Origin of the sequence: Phenylobacterium sp. RIFCSPHIGHO2_01_FULL_69_31 (assembly GCF_001824475.1) — a bacterium.
Taxonomy (GTDB): domain Bacteria; phylum Pseudomonadota; class Alphaproteobacteria; order Caulobacterales; family Caulobacteraceae; genus Phenylobacterium.
Window position 1 is genome coordinate 40,307 of sequence record NZ_MHXN01000016.1, and the last position, 17,036, is coordinate 57,342.

The 17,036-nt window shown below is 69.2% G+C and carries 17 protein-coding genes; 9 read left to right on the forward strand and 8 right to left on the reverse strand.

Features of this window, described 5'->3' with window-relative positions; all coding sequences use genetic code 11:
* Window positions 1-100: 100 nt before the first annotated feature.
* Genes A2790_RS11735 through A2790_RS11745 form a run of 3 tightly spaced genes read right to left on the reverse strand, consistent with a single transcriptional unit; the run spans window position 101 to window position 2,971 of the window.
* On the reverse strand, window positions 101-1,147 hold the full coding sequence (locus A2790_RS11735; RefSeq protein WP_293391596.1) for a tetratricopeptide repeat protein: 1,047 nt from the start codon (window positions 1,145-1,147) through the stop codon (window positions 101-103).
* A gap of 40 nt (window positions 1,148-1,187) precedes the next feature.
* Entirely contained in the window at window positions 1,188-2,186 is a 999-nt protein-coding gene (locus A2790_RS11740) for a M23 family metallopeptidase (protein WP_293391599.1), read from the reverse strand.
* Window positions 2,187-2,191: 5 nt separating this feature from the next.
* On the reverse strand, window positions 2,192-2,971 hold the full coding sequence (locus A2790_RS11745; protein WP_293391602.1) for a sulfotransferase domain-containing protein: 780 nt from the start codon (window positions 2,969-2,971) through the stop codon (window positions 2,192-2,194).
* Between the two features lie 106 nt (window positions 2,972-3,077).
* Between A2790_RS11745 and rfbF the strand changes: the two genes are divergently transcribed.
* Genes rfbF through A2790_RS11780 form a run of 7 tightly spaced genes read left to right on the forward strand, consistent with a single transcriptional unit; the run spans window position 3,078 to window position 8,575 of the window.
* Window positions 3,078-3,845, forward strand: coding sequence for a glucose-1-phosphate cytidylyltransferase (gene rfbF, locus A2790_RS11750; RefSeq protein WP_293391605.1), 768 nt, complete (start codon window positions 3,078-3,080; stop codon window positions 3,843-3,845).
* A complete protein-coding gene (gene rfbG, locus A2790_RS11755) occupies window positions 3,833-4,888 on the forward strand; it encodes a CDP-glucose 4,6-dehydratase (RefSeq protein WP_293391608.1) in 1,056 nt (351 codons plus the stop codon). The genes rfbF and rfbG overlap by 13 nt, the downstream gene beginning before the upstream one ends.
* Window positions 4,885-6,117 (forward strand): class I SAM-dependent methyltransferase, encoded by a 1,233-nt coding sequence (locus A2790_RS11760; protein ID WP_293391611.1) that lies wholly within the window; start codon window positions 4,885-4,887, stop codon window positions 6,115-6,117. Before rfbG ends, A2790_RS11760 begins: the two co-directional genes overlap by 4 nt.
* A complete protein-coding gene (locus tag A2790_RS11765; RefSeq protein ID WP_293391614.1) occupies window positions 6,117-6,647 on the forward strand; it encodes a dTDP-4-dehydrorhamnose 3,5-epimerase family protein in 531 nt (176 codons plus the stop codon). Before A2790_RS11760 ends, A2790_RS11765 begins: the two co-directional genes overlap by 1 nt.
* The gene (locus A2790_RS11770) at window positions 6,640-7,131 is read left to right on the forward strand and encodes a DapH/DapD/GlmU-related protein (RefSeq protein WP_293391617.1); all 492 of its coding nucleotides are present in this window, start codon (window positions 6,640-6,642) and stop codon (window positions 7,129-7,131) included. The genes A2790_RS11765 and A2790_RS11770 overlap by 8 nt, the downstream gene beginning before the upstream one ends.
* Entirely contained in the window at window positions 7,128-7,925 is a 798-nt protein-coding gene (locus A2790_RS11775; protein WP_293391620.1) for an SDR family oxidoreductase, read from the forward strand. Before A2790_RS11770 ends, A2790_RS11775 begins: the two co-directional genes overlap by 4 nt.
* Window positions 7,922-8,575 (forward strand): hypothetical protein, encoded by a 654-nt coding sequence (locus A2790_RS11780; protein WP_293391623.1) that lies wholly within the window; start codon window positions 7,922-7,924, stop codon window positions 8,573-8,575. The genes A2790_RS11775 and A2790_RS11780 overlap by 4 nt, the downstream gene beginning before the upstream one ends.
* Here the strand turns inward: A2790_RS11780 and A2790_RS11785 are convergent.
* Genes A2790_RS11785 through A2790_RS11795 form a run of 3 tightly spaced genes read right to left on the reverse strand, consistent with a single transcriptional unit; the run spans window position 8,572 to window position 11,834 of the window.
* Window positions 8,572-10,848: a tetratricopeptide repeat protein gene (locus A2790_RS11785; protein WP_293391626.1), complete on the reverse strand. Its 2,277-nt coding sequence runs from the start codon at window positions 10,846-10,848 to the stop codon at window positions 8,572-8,574. The genes A2790_RS11780 and A2790_RS11785 overlap by 4 nt on opposite strands.
* Before the next feature lie 36 nt (window positions 10,849-10,884).
* Complete coding sequence (locus A2790_RS11790; protein WP_293391629.1) at window positions 10,885-11,178, reverse strand: SemiSWEET transporter; 294 nt, start codon at window positions 11,176-11,178, stop codon at window positions 10,885-10,887.
* 5 nt (window positions 11,179-11,183) lie between these two features.
* Window positions 11,184-11,834, reverse strand: coding sequence for a sensor histidine kinase (locus A2790_RS11795; RefSeq protein ID WP_293391632.1), 651 nt, complete (start codon window positions 11,832-11,834; stop codon window positions 11,184-11,186).
* Between the two features lie 156 nt (window positions 11,835-11,990).
* Between A2790_RS11795 and purD the strand changes: the two genes are divergently transcribed.
* Entirely contained in the window at window positions 11,991-13,256 is a 1,266-nt protein-coding gene (gene purD, locus A2790_RS11800) for a phosphoribosylamine--glycine ligase (protein ID WP_293391635.1), read from the forward strand.
* Between the two features lies 1 nt (window position 13,257).
* On the opposite strand, the gene A2790_RS11805 is transcribed toward purD, so the two are convergent.
* Both A2790_RS11805 and A2790_RS11810 read right to left on the reverse strand, forming a co-directional pair.
* Window positions 13,258-15,321 carry a M13 family metallopeptidase gene (locus A2790_RS11805; RefSeq protein WP_293391638.1) on the reverse strand — a complete coding sequence of 688 codons (2,064 nt, stop codon included), beginning with the start codon at window positions 15,319-15,321 and terminating at the stop codon, window positions 13,258-13,260.
* Window positions 15,322-15,387: 66 nt separating this feature from the next.
* The gene (locus tag A2790_RS11810) at window positions 15,388-15,819 is read right to left on the reverse strand and encodes an SRPBCC domain-containing protein (protein ID WP_293391641.1); all 432 of its coding nucleotides are present in this window, start codon (window positions 15,817-15,819) and stop codon (window positions 15,388-15,390) included.
* Window positions 15,820-15,937: 118 nt separating this feature from the next.
* Between A2790_RS11810 and A2790_RS11815 the strand changes: the two genes are divergently transcribed.
* Complete coding sequence (locus A2790_RS11815) at window positions 15,938-17,020, forward strand: phosphotransferase family protein (RefSeq protein ID WP_293391644.1); 1,083 nt, start codon at window positions 15,938-15,940, stop codon at window positions 17,018-17,020.
* The last annotated feature ends 16 nt before the right edge of the window (window positions 17,021-17,036 follow it).

Below are 17,036 nucleotides of genomic sequence, written 5' to 3' on the forward strand. Positions count from 1 at the left end.
CTAGGGATCCGCGGCCCGGCCAAAGCGACACAGCCATGGAGAGCTTGGCTGACCTGCAAGACCTAGCGCAAAGCTTGGGGGGCGGGAAGCTTCAGGCGGATCACGAGTGGTTCAACTCGGCGCCCGACGCCCCAGCGGGCTCCTGCAACGCCTTGGCAAGATCGGCGATCACCCCGGCCCAGTCCCCCGGCGCGCGCTGTCTGATGAAGCGCATCGACGGATACCAGGGCGTGCGGTCATCCTTCCAGTTTGCGTACCAGTCCACGGCAGGCCGGGACATCAGCACGAGGCAAGGCGCTCCGAGCGAGCCGGCGAGGTGGGCCACGGACGTATCGACGCTGACCACCCGCTCGAGGCCCGCGATCAGCGCGGCCGTGTCGGCGAAACCCTTGGCCCCCGTCACCTCAGGCTCAAGCGGTGCGAAGGTCCGGAGCCCCCGGATGGCCCGCGCGATCACGGGATTTGGGACCCGGTGGGGATTTGGATTGCGATCGCCCCCCTGCAGCATCAGCCCGACGCCCTCGCGCCGCGCGGCCGGCGGCGCGGTCAGCGTCGGCGCCGGCGCATCGTCCGGGCCCGCCCCCAGCCACCGGGGCACCGATCCCATGGAGGCCCAGACGTCCGCCGTCTCGCCATTGAGGTTCGGCGGATTGAAGACCTCGGCGGGCAGCTGGCTCAGAAGCCCGACCAGGGGGCGCGCCACCGCGAGGCGCACCTCGGCCGCCTGTTGCGCCACCAACGGGATGAAGCGGGAGAACAGGATCTGGTCTCCGAGGCCCTGTTCAGCGACCACCAGGATCCGCTTGCCGCGCAGGGACTCGCCGCGCCATTCCGTGAGCGGCGCGGTCGGTCGGTACAGCAACTCGTGCCGCGCTTCGTAGAGGGCCCAGCCCTCTGCGTACTTGCCGAGCTGCAGCAGGGTCATGCCCAGGGTGTGCCGCGTCTGAGCGTGGGTGGGATCGATGGCCAGCGACTCGCGCAGCACCGCTTCGGCCTCGTCCAGGCGCCCGGTGATCCGCAGGATCACGCCCAGGTTGCCCAGCACCCAAACCGGATTCCAGGCGATGACTTGCCGGTAGCAGGCTTCCGCTTCCTCGAGCCGGCCCGCCTTCTGGTGGGCCACGCCCTCGTTGAAGATCGACTCCATGCGGGCAGTCCTAAGGTCACGCTCGCTGGGTGTCACGTGGTCAGAGGCGCAGTTCCACCTTGCGGCTCTCGGCCACCTTGCCGCCTCGCCAGACCTTGCATTCGGCCACATAGACGCCGCGCACCCAGCCGCCGGGCGGACGGCGCTTGCCGACGTAGGTCATGTCCTGGGCGCGCCAGCGTTGCATGGGTTGTCCGCGGGTGCGGGCGAGGCTGACCCCGTCCGGCCCCGTCAGGTCGACCTCCACGGCGTCGCCCGGCAACAGCGAGATTGCACGGAAGTAGGCGACCATCAGCGGAGCGTCGGCGGTCACCGGGCTCAGCCCCCCCGCCTCCAGCTGCTCCATGGTGATCGCCGCGTTGGTGAAGCCGCCATTGAGCACCAGGCCAGGCCGGTAGCTCATCTTGGCGCGCGCGGCCGCGCTCCAGAGGCCGGCCTGGGCGCCGCAGGCCTGGGGCCGCGTCATGTCGGGCGCGAACGGGTCCACGATCTGGCCGGCGTGGCGCACCGTGAGGTGCAGGTGCGGGAACTCGGTGTTTCCCGAAAGGCCGACGCGCCCGAGCGGTGTGCCGGCCACAACCGTATCGCCTTGCTTCACCACGATACTGCCCTTCGCCATATGACAGTACTGGGTCTCCCACCCATTCCCATGATCCACCACGACGCCATTGCCGCATTCCTGGTTGGCGACGGAAGGCGCCCCGGGGGCCCGCACGGAAATGTCCGCCACGCCGTCCCGGAGCCGGGTCACGCGTCCCGGGGCAGCCGCCAGGACGGCGACGCCGCGGCGCTGGGCGGCCATGTCGGGCAGGCGGATGTCGACGCCCGTGTGCTTGTCGTACGTCTGCAGGCCGCACCGGTAGTCGCGCGTCCCCGGTCCGGGATCGCGGTCCACATAGTGCTGGATTTCGCAGGTGCGACCCAGCTCGCACGTGAGGGGAAACGAGAGCGAGGGCTGGCCTTGGGCCCCGGTCGCCGCGGGGACCAGGATCGCGGACGCGCCGAGGGCGGCGAGTGAGGCGAGGACGATGCGCTTCATGCCCCTCAGCCTGGCGGCCCCTGGCGGCGAAACCATGGCTCTAGCTGAAAACGCAGGCCGGTGAGGGCGGCCAGCCGGTCCGCGTCCGCGGCATAAACCTGGCGCAGGTGGTCGATGTCGTCGGCGGTGAGCTCCGATGGATAGTCCATCTCGCGGCCTACATGCACCTCGCGCGGTGCGGGCGAGCGGCCCGGCGAAAGGCCCAGGAACCCCCGTACCTTCGCCAGCGCCACGGCAGGATCGGCGCGCAGGTGGTCCGATGTCAGCACCAGCACCTGCGGCCGCGGAAACAGAGCGTACAGCCGCTCCAGCTGCTCGCCGTAGAAGCCGCGCTCCACATAGGAGTACTCGCGGTGATGCCCCCATGGTTCAGAATCGAACAGCCGCTGGCGACCTTCGCGGATGCACCGGGCGAAGGGGTGGGTCTCCACGCCCCGGGCATATTCCATCCTCCAGTGCGACCACGCCCGCTGGATGGGGTCGCGCAGGACGACGATCAGCTTCATGGCGGGGTTGTAGGCGGCGATCCGCTCCAGGCAGTTCGGCCAGTAGACATAGATCGGCGTCGCCTCGCCGCACGGCCGGCCGGCCGGCTCCGGAAAACGGGCGTGGTAGTCGGCATAGTCCGGCCGGCCCCAGTCGCGCCGGTCGTCGTCGAAGAAGTGCAGTTCCTTGAACTGGGCCAGGGCGATGTCGGGATAGTCCCCAAGGTAGTCGAACAGCGCCGTCGTTCCGCCCTTCTGGACGCCGGCGATCACGAAGTTGACGAGGGGCGCGTGGGCCATGGCCTCCCATCTCCCGCCGCGGCGTTCCACGCAAGCGGCTTCGAAATCGTCGACTTACCCGTTAAGACGACCTTCGAGGCGCGGGCGCCGCGCGAAAAGGCAGGGCATGAAGACGGTAATCCTGGCGGGTGGGCTCGGCACGCGCATCTCGGAAGAGAGTCACCTGAAGCCCAAGCCGATGATCGAGATCGGCGGCCGCCCGATCCTCTGGCACATCATGAAGCTCTACTCGCACTATGGCTTCAACGAGTTCGTCGTGTGCCTGGGCTACAAGGGCTATGTGGTGAAGGAGTACTTCGCCAACTACGTGCTTCACAACGCCGACCTGACCGTGGACCTGGCCAAGGGCGCGATCGAGTACCACGCGACGAATCACGAACCGTGGCGCGTGACGCTGGTGGAGACCGGCGAGGCGACCATGACCGGCGGCCGGCTGAAGCGGGTGGCGCCGTACCTCACGCCGGGCGAGCCCTTCTTCCTCACCTATGGCGATGGCGTGTCGGACGTGGATCTGCGCGCGCTCGCCGATTTCCACCGCCAGCATGGCAAGGACGCGACGATCACCGCCGTGGCGCCACCGGGACGCTACGGGGCGCTGGAGATCGAGGCGGGGCAGGTTCAGCGTTTCGTGGAGAAACCGCCCGGTGACAACGGCCTGATCAACGGCGGCTTCTTCGTGCTGGATCCCAAGGTGGTCGACCGCATCGATGGCGACGCGACGGTCTGGGAACAGCAGCCCCTGGAAGGCCTGGCGGCGGACGGCCAGCTGATGGCCTACCGGCATGACGGCTTCTGGGCGGCCATGGACACCCTCCGCGACAAGAACCACCTCGAGGCGCTGTGGGCGTCCGGCGAGGCGCCGTGGCGGCGGTGACCCCATCGTTCTGGTCCGGCAAGCGCGTTCTGCTGACCGGCCATACTGGCTTCAAGGGCTCCTGGGCGGCGATCTGGCTCAGCCGGTTGGGCGCGGAGGTGACGGGCCTCGCCCTGCCGCCGGATCAGACTCCCGCCCTGTTCGCCCTGGCCGGTGTAGAGCGGCGTATCACCTCGCGGTTCGTCGACCTGCGCAACCCGGGGGCGGTGTCCGCCGCCCTCGGCGGTCACCCGTTCGACATCGTGCTGCACATGGCAGCCCAGCCTATCGTGCGGGCTTCGGTCGAGGACCCTATCGGGACGTTCCAGACCAACGTCATGGGCACGGCCCACCTGCTGCAGGCGCTGCGTCGGCAGGAAACGTTGCAGGCCGTCCTGGCGATTACCTCGGACAAGGTCTACGCCAACAACGACGCGGGCCGCGCCTTTGTCGAGAGCGACAACCTGGGCGGCAAGGATCCCTATTCCGCGTCCAAGGCCGCCACCGAGATCGTCGTCCAGAGCTTCGCCAAGAGCTATTTCCAGTCCGTCCCGGTGGGCACGGCGCGGGGCGGCAATGTGATCGGCGGCGGTGACTTCTCCCGCGATCGGCTGGTGGCCGACATCGTCCGCGCGGCGCGCGGCGGTGAGCCCGTCATCCTGCGCCACCCCGAGGCCACGCGGCCTTGGCAGCACGTGCTGGACTGCCTGGCCGGCTATTTCCGCCTGGCCGAGGCGCTGGCCACCGATCCCGATACGCCCCGCGCGGTGAACTTCGGTCCCCGCCCCGGCGGCCCGGAGGTCAGCGTGGGCGAACTCGCCACCCTGGGGGTGCAGGCGCTGGGCGGCCAGCCGTGGCGCCACGAGCCGGATCCGGGGTCGCTCGAGGCCAAGACGCTCGCCATCGATGCGACGCTGGCGCGGACGGCCCTGGGCTTCGAAAGCCGGATCGATGCGCCCGAGGCGGTCGCCCTGACCATGGACTGGTATCGCCGCCAGGCCGGGGGCGAAGATGCGCTCGCCTTGTGCCTGGAGCAGATCGAGGGCTACGAAGGCCGGCCATGAATCTCTGCCGCTTCTGCCGCTCGCCGCTGACCCGCACCTTTCTGGATCTGGGCCACCAACCGCTGGCCAACAGCTACCTGACGGCCGACCAGCTCGCGGCGGGGAACGAGCCCGTGTTCCCGCTGAACACCATGGTCTGCGACGCCTGCTTCCTGGTGCAGGCCGACCACGAGGTGCCCGCCGAAGCGATCTTCGACGAGGGGTACGCCTATTTCTCGTCATTCTCCCCCGGCTGGGTGGAGCATGCCCGTCGCTACGCCGAGGCGATGGTCGAGCGCTTCGGCCTGGGGCCGGAGTCGCTGGTGATCGAGGTGGCCAGCAACGACGGCTATCTGCTGAAGCACTTCCTGGCCAAGGACGTCCCGGTCCTCGGGATCGAGCCGACCGCCAACACCGCCGAGGCCGCCCGCGCCATCGGCGTGCGCACGGACGTGGTGTTCTTCAACGCCGAGACCGGCCGCAACCTGGCCGCCCGCGGCGACCGCGCCGACCTGATGGCCGCCAACAACGTCCTGGCCCACGTGCCCGACCTGAACGCCTTCGTGGCGGGCTTCCCGGAGGTGCTGAAGCCGACGGGCGTGCTGACGTTCGAGTTTCCGCACCTCCTGAACCTGATCGAGCTGGTGCAGTTCGATACGATCTACCACGAGCACTATTCGTACCTGTCGCTGCTGGCGGTGGAGCAGGTGCTCGCCGCCCACGGCCTGCGAGTGTTCGACGTCGAGCAACTGCCAACCCATGGTGGCTCGCTGCGCCTCTTCTGCTGCCACCACGCCGCGGGGTTCGAGGAGACCGACGGCCTGCGCGCCGTGCGCGCCGCGGAGGCGGCGGCGGGCCTCAACCGCGCCGAGACCTACGATGGGTTCACCGCCCGGGTGGAGGCCGTCCGCGACAGCTTCCTGGCCTTCCTGGCAACGGCGAAGGACGAGGGCAAGGTGATCGCCGCCTACGGCGCGGCGGCCAAGGGCAACACCTTCCTGAACTACTGCGGCGTGACATCGGACCAGATTCTGGAGGCCTACGACGCCAATCCGGCCAAGCAGGGCCGCTACCTTCCCGGCAGCCACGTGCCGATCCGTGCGCCGGACGCGGTGAAGGCCTCGCGGCCCGACTATGTGCTGATCCTGCCCTGGAACCTGAAGGACGAGATCGTGCGCCAGCTCGCCTTCATCGCCGACTGGGGCGGTCGCTTCGTGGTGGCCTCACCGGTCACGCGGATCCTCGACTGATGCGTTTTACGCCCACGGAGATCGCGGGCGTCGTCCGCGTCGAGGCCCAGCCGCATAGCGACGAGCGCGGCCTCTTCGCGCGCACGCACTGTCCGGAGGCGTTCGCCGCCGCCGGTATTCCGTTCGAGCCGGTCCAGACCAGCCTCTCGCGCAATCCGCACATCCACACGCTGCGCGGGATGCACTACCAGCCGGCGCCCTATGGCGAGACCAAGCTGGTGCGGGTGACCCGCGGCCGGGCGTTCGACGTCGCGGTCGACCTGCGGCCCGCCAGCCCGACCTACCGCCGCTGGACCGCCGCGGAGCTGTCCGCCGAGAACCTCGTGGCGCTGTTCATCCCGGAGGGCGTCGCCCACGGCTTCCTGACGCTGGAGCCGGACACCGACGTGCTCTACCAGATCGCGCCAGCATACCGGCCGGGGCACGCGGCGGGCGTACGCTGGGACGATCCGGCGTTCGGAATCGCTTGGCCGGCCGCGCCCGCGTTGATGTCGCCCGCCGACGCCGCCTATCCTGACCAAGATGCTTAGGATCGACCCCACGGCCCGCATTTCGCCGATGGCCGACATCGAGGAGTCCGTGCGCGGCACGCTCATCGAGATCGGGCCGCGCGTGATGATCGACAGCTTCGTGAAGATCAAGCCGGCCGGTGGCTCGGGCGACGTCGTCATCGGCGCCGACACCGCGATCAATTCCGGCACGGTCATCTATACCGGCAACGGCGTGAGGATCGGGCAGGGCGTGGCGATCGCCGCCAACTGCACGCTCGCGCCCACCAACCACGCGATCGCCGACCGCGACCGCATGATCAAGGATCAGGGCTTCCAGCCTTCGAAGGGCGGTATCGTCATCGAGGACGACGTCTGGCTGGGGTCCGGCGTGGTCCTGCTGGACGGCGTGACCATCCGCAAGGGCGCCGTGATCGCCGCTGGCGCGGTCGTGCGCGGCGAGGTGGAAGCCTACGCCATCTACGGCGGGGTCCCGGCGCGGCGCATCGGCGAACGCGGGACATGACCGTCACGGTCCTGGGCGCCCAGGGCTTCGTGGGCCGCCGGCTGGCCGCGCGCCTGGCCGCCGCCGGCGAGGCGCCCTGGACCCCGGCGCGGGGCGACCCGACGCTGCTCACCCGCGATCTGGGAACCGTCTACTACTGCGCCGGCCTGACCGCCGACTACGACCGCCGACCGTTCGACACGGTCGAAGCCCATGCCAGCCTGCTGAACGAGATCCTGCGCGCCGGCCATTTCGAGCGGATCGTCTACTGCTCGTCCACACGCCTCTACGACGGCGCGCACCAGCCGGAGGTCGACGAGGCCACGCCGTTAGTGTTCGATCCCGCCGATCCGCGCCGGGTGTATGACCTGTCCAAGGCGCTGGGCGAGAATCTGACCCTGACGCGGACCGGCGGACGCGGCGTGGTGGCCCGGCTCGCCAACGTCTACGACTGGATGCAGGGCTCGCCCGGCTTCCTGTCCGAATGGCTCGCCCAGGCGCCGCAGAGCCGCGACCTGACGCTGGAGTCCAGTCCGCACATCCGCCGCGACTACATCCACCTCGACGATACGGTCGATGCGCTGGTCGCCATTGCCGATCGGTCCGGCATCTATAACCTGGCCAGCGGCGAGATCGTCTCCAATGCGCAGATCGCCCAGGTCTTCCAAGAGTTGGGCTGGTCGGTGCGCTTTACCAGCGAGGCTGACCCGCCGCCGCCGCCCAACGCCTCGGCGGCCCGGCTGGCCGAGCTTGGCGTCCGCGCCCGGCCGGTGAAGGATGTGGTCCGCGCCTACCTCGAAGGACTGAAGGCTTGAAGCTCGTCGACCACACTCGTGAGAGCCTGCTCGGCTACCTCACCGCGCAGTGCGCCCACGTCGTGCCGGATGGCCGCGAGGCCCAGTTCCGGAAGCTGGCCGACGCCCACCTCGACCAGGCGCTGGAGCGGATGCACGTCTGCATCAACGCCTGCGCGCCCTGGCGGCCGGACCAGTTCAACGTGCTGCAGTCATCGCAGCACTGCATCTTCCTGTACTTTCTCTCCCACACGATCTGGAAGGAGAGCGGCGACACGGCCGCGCCGACCCGCCTGTTCCTGATGAACAAGGCCTTCAACGGCATCGACCTGTTCTATGAGATCGCCATGCCGCCGGTGTTCTACATCGGCCACAGCGTCGGCATCGTCCTGGCCAAGGCGACCTATGGAAACTTCCTGGTGCTCTACCAGAACTCCACCGTCGGCCGGCACAAGGCCGACATTCCGGTCATCGGCGAGGGTGTGGTGATCTACCCCAATTCCTGCGTGATCGGCCGATCCGTCGTGGAAGACGGGGCGGTTGTCAGTCAGGGCGCCCGCGTGGTGAACCGCCACGTGCCGAAGGGGCAGGTCGCCTTCAACGGCGAAGGCGGCCAGCTCACGCTGCGCCCGGGAGCCCCCGATCTGCTCGACGAGTATTTCCGCCGCTAGCCCCGCACCGCCTTGGCGATCATGTCGTAGAAGTCCCGCGCGAACTGCTCGCGCTGGCCGAGCGGGCCGTTGCGCATGTTGTCCCGCAGCGTCTGCCGCAGCGTCTGGCGGCGGTCCCGGTCGTTGGCAAGATCCACCGCGATCTTCACGAATTCGTCCGGATCGCTCGTCGCCAGCTCCGGCGCGCCGCTGTTGATCAGGATCGACTGGCTCAGCCGCTCGTAGAACGCAGGTCCCACCAGGCTCACCACCGGAACGCCCATCCATAAGGCTTCCGTGGTGGTGGTGCCGCCCGTCAGTGGGAAGGTGTCGAGGGTGATGTCGACCTCGTTGTAGTAGGGCAGGTGCGCGCCGCGGATGACGTGGAAGACGACGCGGTCTTCCGACACCCCCTCGGCGGCGAATTCCTTGACGATGTTGTTGCGGAAGGTCGCGCCGCCGCCTTCCGGGCGGATGAAGGCGAAACGGGAGTTCGGGGTCGCGGCCACCACCCTCGCCCAGGCCCGCAGCATCTCCCGGGTATATTTGTGCGGGTTGTTCGCGGTGCCGTAGGTGATGAAGCCGTTCTTGAGCTCCGGCGCCTCGGCGATCGGCGCGCGGTTCTCGAAGAAGCGGGTGCCCAACGCGATCCAGCTCTTCGGCATCAGCAGCGGCTTTTCGAGCAGCAGTTCCGGCCGTGTGGGCAGGTTGTGCGCGTCGCAGATGAAGTAGTCGATGTTCGACAGCCCCGCCGAGTGCGGATAGCCCAGCCAGCTCGCCTGGAGCCGCGCCGGCTTGTACGCCATGACCTCCAGCTTGTTCATGTGGGTCGTGCCGCCAAGGTCGATCAGCATGTCGAGCTGATCGGCGGCGATGCGCTCGGCCGCCTGGCCGATCCCGATGTCCGGCCACCAGCGGTAGCCCGCGATCCGCTCGGTGATGTAGCGCTGGGCGTCGTCTTCCGGGCCCGTGTAGTAGGAGTAGACGAAGACCTCGAACCGCTCGTTGTCCAGATACTCGAACAGCGGCATGGCGAAGTAGCCCACCGGGTGCTGACGCAGGTCCGACGACATAAAGCCGAGCCGGATCTTGCCGCCCGGAGGCCTTGGGGGCGGGCGCTTGATGGTGCGGCGGGCCGCCATGGCCTCGACCTCGCGGCCCCAGATCCGGTGCTGTTCCATCAGCTCCAGGCGGTCGGCGTCGGTGTTCACCCGCGCGATCTGCTTGAGCAGCGCCGTGTGGCGGCCGCTCTGGGCCCAGCCGCGGCCGAGGGTCCGGAAGTCGCCGACCTGGTCCAGCGCGTCGTAGTCGCAGACGCGGATGAACACCTCCGTCAGGACCTTCGTCGCGGTCTCGTTGAATTCGAGCGGCCGCGAGAGCAGGGGAAGTGCGCGCCGGTAGGCGCGTTCGATGTTGTCGCCTTCGTCGCCGGTGCGCGTCCGCTCCAGGCTTTCGATGTAGGCGATCGCGTAGTCCATCTTCTGGGGATCGAGGTCGACCGCCTTCTCCAGATAGGCATTGCCTTCCGCGCGGTCGCGGTCGGCGACGAGCAGGCCCAGTTGGTAGTGAAGCCAGGCGGCCTGCGGATTGGCCGGCAGAAGGCTCCTCAGGAAGGCTTCGGAGCCCGCGCTGTCGCCGGACCGCCGCAGCACCATGGCCTTGGCTTCCAGCAGCCGATGCTCGCCCGGGTTGGCGGCGATGGCCTTGCCCAGGGCGTCCAGCGCCTCGGGCAGGCGGAACTCCTCGGTCAGCGTGCCCGCCAGATCGAGCCAGGCGTCGATGTAGTTGCGCCGGATCGCCGTGGCCTGGCGGAAGCGGGAGATGCCAGGCTCCACCTTGCCCTGCTTCATCAGTGACCGGCCGAGCTGCCGCAGGTATTCGGCATTGCGGGGGTCCAGCCGGACGAGCTTGGAGAAGACGGCTTCCGCGCGCTGACCCTGGTTCAGGTCCAGCAGAACGTTGCCCATGTTCTGCTGGGCCGAGAGGCGCTTGGAATCCAGCTTCACGGCCTGCTCGAGCACGCGCAGGGCCTCAGCCTCCCGCCTGAGTTTGCGCAGCAGGACGCCGCGTATGTTCAGGAGTTCGTAGTCGCGGGGGGACCGCTCCAGGCCCTGCGCCGCAATCGCCTCGCCCTCGGCGTAGCGGCGCGCGGTGTAGAGCTGGGCCGCAAGGACACGATAGACTGACGCCGGACGGGCCGGGTCTTCGGCGATGGCCGCGATCAGTTGCTGAATCGCCTCGTCCGCGCGTCCCGCATTCAACGCCGTCTGCGCCGCCGCCAACCGATCCGTCATGCCGTTACCTTGCAGGCCTCCATGCCCGCGAAGCACTTACGGCCCCGGCTTGCCCGTGGCTAGCCCGCCGCCCGATCCGTATCGCCATTTCAGCACCAGGATCGTGCCCGACAGCGCCAGGCACACCATGTTCGATCCGGCCACCGGCCAGCTGCCGATGAGCAGGCCGTAGGCGATCCAGAGCGAGAAACCGGTGACGGTCACGGCATACATCTTGAGCGACACCGACGAGGCGTCGCGTTCGCGCCGGATCTTGGCGATCTGCGGCACGAAGCTGGTCATCGAACACAGGGCGGCGCCCGTGCCGATGACGTCGGCGATGAGGGTCATGGGCCTCAGGCCCGCGAAGCGTTGGTGTCCATGGGCACGCTAACGGAAAGGCGCAGCCCGGGTTGCGCGGCGGAGGTGTCGAGGCGGCCACGAAGCTGCTGCGCCATGAGCTGGACGACGGTGAGGCCGAAACCTGTGGGCGGCGCCCCCGGCGTCATTCCGACGCCGTCATCGGAAACCGTAAGGTCGAACCCTGTGGCCGTCCGGCGCACCGCCACCTTGACCCGCCCCTGGCGGCAATTCGGAAAGGCATGGCGCAGCGCATTGCCGACCATCTCGCTGACCAGCAGCGCCACGGGGGCGCCCTGCCGGCCGGGGATCGTGACCGCATCCAGGTCCAGGTCGATATCGACGCCCTCGCGGCCGGCGGAGCCCGCCAGGTCGCCCACGATCTCGCGCACAAGGGCGGCGACCTCGACCTGTTCGGCCTCGTCGGTCCAGGTGACATGCCGGTGCGCGACGCTGACCGCGGCCACGCGCTGCTGCACCGCCTTCAGCGCCTGTCGCGCCGCTTCGTCGGCCGCGCGCCGCCCCTGAAGCAGGACGATGGATGAGATCAGCTGCAGGGTGTTCTTCACCCTGTGCTCCACCTCGCGCGCTCGCTCGGCCTGGCGTTCGAGCGCCCGCTCCGCACTGTCGGTGTTCGGATCGGCCATCCCGTCTCCCGTCGTTAGGCCAACGGCATTCGTATCATATCGGACGTTTGGGACGCGGGGGTGCGACTTTGCGCCGCCATTCGCATAACGTGGTACGGAGGAGCTGTCAGCCTGCCGGCTTGACCAAAGAGAGCCGCCACGGCAAAGCCGCCTGCCATGAACATCCTCCTTGTGGGCTCCGGCGGGCGCGAGCATGCGCTGGCGTGGAAGATCGCCGCCTCGCCGCTGGTCACGCGGCTGGTGGCCGCGCCGGGCAATCCGGGCATGTCCGCACAGTGCGAGCTGCGCGATGTGGCGGCCACCGATGTCGAAGGGCTTGTGGCGCTAGCCCGCGAGATCGCGGCCGATCTGGTGGTGATCGGACCGGAGTCGGCGGTGGTGGCGGGTCTGGCCGACGCTCTTGCGGCGGCCGCCATACCCTGCTTCGGGCCCAGCGCGCAGGCCGGACAACTGGAGTCCTCCAAGGCCTTCACCAAGGCGTTCTGCGAACGCTACGGGCTGCCCACCTCGGCCTATGCGGTCTGCGAGAACGCGCCGGCCGCGAAGGCGGCGCTGGACCGGTTCGAGCCGCCCTATGTGATCAAGGCCGACGGCCTTGCGGCCGGCAAGGGCGTGGTGATCGCGGCCGAGCGGGCGGAGGCCGAGGCGGCCATCGACGACGCTTTCGGCGGCCGTTTCGGCGAAGCCGGCGCGCGCGTCGTGATCGAGGAGTTCCTGGACGGCGAGATCGGTTCGCTGTTCGCCCTGTGCGACGGCAAGGACTCGATGATCTTCGGCTGGGCCCAGGACCACAAGCGCGCCTTCGATGGCGAGCAGGGCCCGAACACCGGCGGCATGGGGACCTATTCGCCCGCCCCGGTTTTCACGCCGGAACTGGTGAAGCAGGTGCGCCAGCGGCTGGTGGAGCCGGCCTTCGCCGGGATCGCGGCCGACGGCGCCCCCTATCGCGGCGTGCTGTTCGTCGAGCTGATGGCCACGCGGCACGGGCCAAAGCTGGTGGAGTTCAACGTCCGCTTCGGCGATCCCGAGTGCCAGGTCCTGATGCTGCGGCTCGAGAGCGATCTGGTCCCCTATCTCGTCGCCTGCGCCGCGGGGACCCTGGCCAGCATGCCGCCCCCGGTCTGGCGCGACGAGTCAGCGGTCTGCGTGGTGCTTGCGGCGAAGGGCTACCCCGACGCTCCCGCCAAGGGCGGAGAGATCCGGCGCGCCGACGCCGACTTCGGCGCCGACATCGTCGTGCTCCACGCGGGCACGACACGCGACGCGGCCGGAACACTGCGCGCGGCGGGCGGGCGGGTGCTCAACGTCTGCGCCCGAGGGCCGGACCTGCGCACCGCACGCGACAAGGCCTACGCCGCCGTCGACGCCATCGACTTCCCGGATGGCTTCTGCCGGCGCGACATCGGCTGGCGCGCCCTGTAGGTCACCAGACCTGGATCCTGCGGTCGGGCGGCAGGTAAGCCTTCTGCTCCGGTTTCACGTCGAACGCCGCATACCAGGCGTCGAGGTTTCGCACCTGCGCGGCCCGCCATTCGTTCGGCGCGTGGGGATCAGTCAGGATCTGCTGCCGCAGGGCGTCCTCCCGCTGCACCGAACGCAGGACCTGGGCGAAGGACAGGAAGAACCGCTGGTCTCCGGTCAGCCCGGCCAGCACCGGCGCCGGCTTGCCGCGCAGCGAGGCGCGGTAAGCATCGTAAGCCAGCGCCAGGCCCGCGAGATCGCCGATGTTCTCGCCCACGGTCAGCAGGCCGTTGATGTGCAGGCCGGGTAGCGGCTCGTACTGGCTGTACTGCGCAACCAGGCCCGCGCCGACGGTCCGGAATTTCGCCAGGTCCTCGGCCGACCACCAGTTGTTGAGCGCCCCCGTCTCGTCGAACTTGGCGCCCTGGTCGTCGAACTGGTGGCTGATCTCGTGCCCGATCACCCGCCCGATGGCGCCGTAATTCACGGCCGGGTCGGCGTTCGGGTCGAAGTTCGGGGGCTGCAGGTAGCCGGCCGGGAACATCACCTTCACCAGCGCGGCGTTCGACACGGCGTTCACGGACTGCGGGTTCATCGACCACTCGCTGCGGTCGACCAGCCGGCCCAGTTTCCCAAGCATCCGCGCGCGCTCGAAGGACTGGGCGCGTAGGAGGTTGCCGAAGCCGTCGCCGGCCGTGACCTGCAGACCGGAATAGTCGCGCAACGGCTGCTGGCCGCCGATCTCGATGCGCAATCGCTGCAGCTTGGCCAGGGCGCGCCCCTTAGTGGGCGCCGTCATCCAGTCGAGCCGTTCGATCCGCACCGCCATGGCGCGCTTCAGGTTCCGGGTCATCTCCGCGATCTGGGCCCGCGAGGACGCCGGGAAGTGCCGCTGGAGGTAGATCTCGCCGACGGCGTGGCCCAGGGCGCGGTCGGTCTGGATCACCGCCGTCTTCCATAGGGCCGGCATCTCGGGCGTGCCCGTCAGCGCCCGCGTGTAGGCGAAGTCCTCTTCGCGGAAGGCGCGCGGCCCCACGGGTGCGAAGTTGCGGATGGCGCGGACCGACAGGTAATCGCGCCAGTCGTCCAACGGGACCTCGTTGGCCGCGGCGGCCGCGGCGGCGATCGCTTCCGGCTGGTTGACGATCAGGATCGGCTGGGCTTCCAGGCCCGCGGCCTTCAGATAGGCGTCCCAATCGAGGCCGGGCGCCTGGGCGGCGAAGTCCGCCCGCGTGAAGGCGTTGTAGCGCTTCTCGGCCTCCCGGTTGGCCACGCGCGTCCGGTGTCCCCGGGCAATCCGCTCCTCGAGGGCGTAGACGCGGGCTGCGCGGCCCTCGGCGTCGTCGAAGCCGGCCAGGGCGAACAGCCGGGCCAGGTGCGCCTGGTACGCCTGCCGGACCTTCAGGTTCGCGGGCCTGTCGACGAAATAGTAGTCGCGGTCGGGCAGGCCGATACCGCCCTGGGTCAGGCCGGCGATGTAGCGGTCCGGGCGCATGATATCGATGCCCACTCCCGAGGTGACCGGGCTCTGGGGCAGGGGCGAGGCGCCGTTGGGATTGGGCAGCGCCGCCCAGGACAGGAGCGCCAGCTCGCGGGCGAGGTCGGCCGGCGCGGCGATCGCCGCGAGCCGGGCGAGTTCGGGTTTCAGCGGGCCGGTCCCGAGCCGCTCCAGGCGCGCCGCGTCGATCCAGGCGCCGTAGTAGTCGGCGATCTTGCGGCCATTCGCCGTGCCGAGCGCGCCGGCGCTCTCCATGATCGCCCGCGAGCGCGCCTGGGTGGTGTCGTTGATCTGCGCGTTGGCGCCCCAGATGGCGCGGTCCTGGGGGATCATCGCCGACCTGATCCAGGCGCCGTTCGCGTGGCGGTAGAAGTCGTCGCCGGGCGCCACGGCCGGGTCCATGGCGGCGAGGTCGAGGCCGAAGTCACCGTAGGCCGTCTGGCCCTTCGGCGGCGCGGCCAGGCTGGCGGGCCCCAACAGCGGCGCAGCCATGAGACCGGCGCCGAACGCCCGCCGAGTGAACGCCATGGATACCAGCCCCCGCTTCTCGGAGGCGAGTGTGCGGCGTCGCGATGGCGGCCGCAACGCCGCTGGTCAGGCCTCGGCCACAGCGCGCAGCCGCGGGAGGGCGACGGCGTGCCAGGCGTGGCCCAATCCGCCGCGGACGTCCTCGGTCTCGTAGTCGTCGAACTGGTCCCAGCCGGTGTGGACCAGCCGCACATGGGCGCCGCCGGGAATGTTCCGCAGCCGGATGTCCACGAAGGTGTCCGGCGTGTCCGGAAACCCCCACGAGAAGCTGAGCCGCCGCGGGGCGTCCAGGATCTCGATCCGGCACGCGATGGCGCCTTCCACATCGCCGAGCGCGCGGCGCTCGCGGCTGGGCTGGAGATAGAAGATGTGGCCCACTTCGGGCCGGAAGCGGAGGCACCCCATCCAGAGGGCGACCTGGGCCGGGTCCGTGAGCGCCTGCCAAACCCGCTCGCGCGGCGCGGCGATCTCGATGATCGACTGGACGTCTTCCACCATGCTTCGGCTCTGAGGGCCGCATGCGGGCGCGTCAAGCATCGATGCTCGCGCCTTGCTCCCGTAGGGGACGCCTCGCTAAAAGGGTTCAAACAACTGTAAGAGCCCAAGGGGAACGCCCATGTCCGTGACCGCCGACGTCGCCGCCGAGCAGGCCCGGGAACAGGCCAACACGGGTACGAAGGAGGTGGCCGAGAGCCACCGCTTCGACGAAGCCGCCCTCGAAGCCTGGATGAAGGCGAACGTGGAGGGCTACGCAGGTCCCCTGGAGGTCCGCCAGTTCAAGGGCGGCCAGTCGAACCCGACCTACCAGCTGATCACGCCGGGGAAGAAATACGTCCTGCGCCGCAAGCCGCCGGGCAAGCTGCTGCCCTCCGCACACGCCGTCGATCGGGAGTTCCGGGTGATCTCGGCGCTCTATCCCACGGGCTTCCCGGTGGCGCGGCCCTATGGCCTCTGCACCGACGACGGCGTGATCGGCACCTGGTTCTACGTCATGGACATGGTCGAGGGCCGAATCCTGTGGGACCAGAGCCTGCCGGCCTATGAGCCTGCCGAGCGCAACGCCATCTTCAAGGCCAAGATCAAGACCCTCGCCGACCTGCACAACACCGACTACGTGAAAGTGGGGCTTGAGGACTACGGCAAGCCGGGCAACTACATGTCGCGCCAGGTCGACCGCTGGACCAAGCAGTACAAGGCCTCCGAGACGGTCCACATCCCCGAGGTGGAACGGCTCATCGAGTGGCTGCCCAAGACCGTGCCCGCTCAGGAGCGGACCTCGATCGTCCACGGCGACTACCGCCTCGACAACATGATCTTCCACGCCACCGAGCCGCGCGTGGTGGCCGTGCTGGACTGGGAGCTCGGCACCCTGGGCGAGCCGCTGGCCGACTTCACCTATGTCCTGATGAACTGGATCAACGGGACGATCTCGACGATCCCGGATCTGAAGGCGCACGGCCTGCCGACCCTGGACGAGGCGGTGGAGTACTACTGCAGCCTGACCGGCCGCTCCGGCCTCCACGACCTGAACTGGTTCTTCGCCTACAACGCCTTCCGGCTGGTGGGCATCCTGCAGGGGATCCTGGGCCGGGTGCGCGACGGCACGGCCAACCACCCGGACGCCGCCAACATGGCGCCCCGCGTTCAGAGCCTGGCCCAGATGAGCTGGGCCTACGCCCAGAAGGCCGGAGCCAAGTAGGGGACGGAAGAAGGGC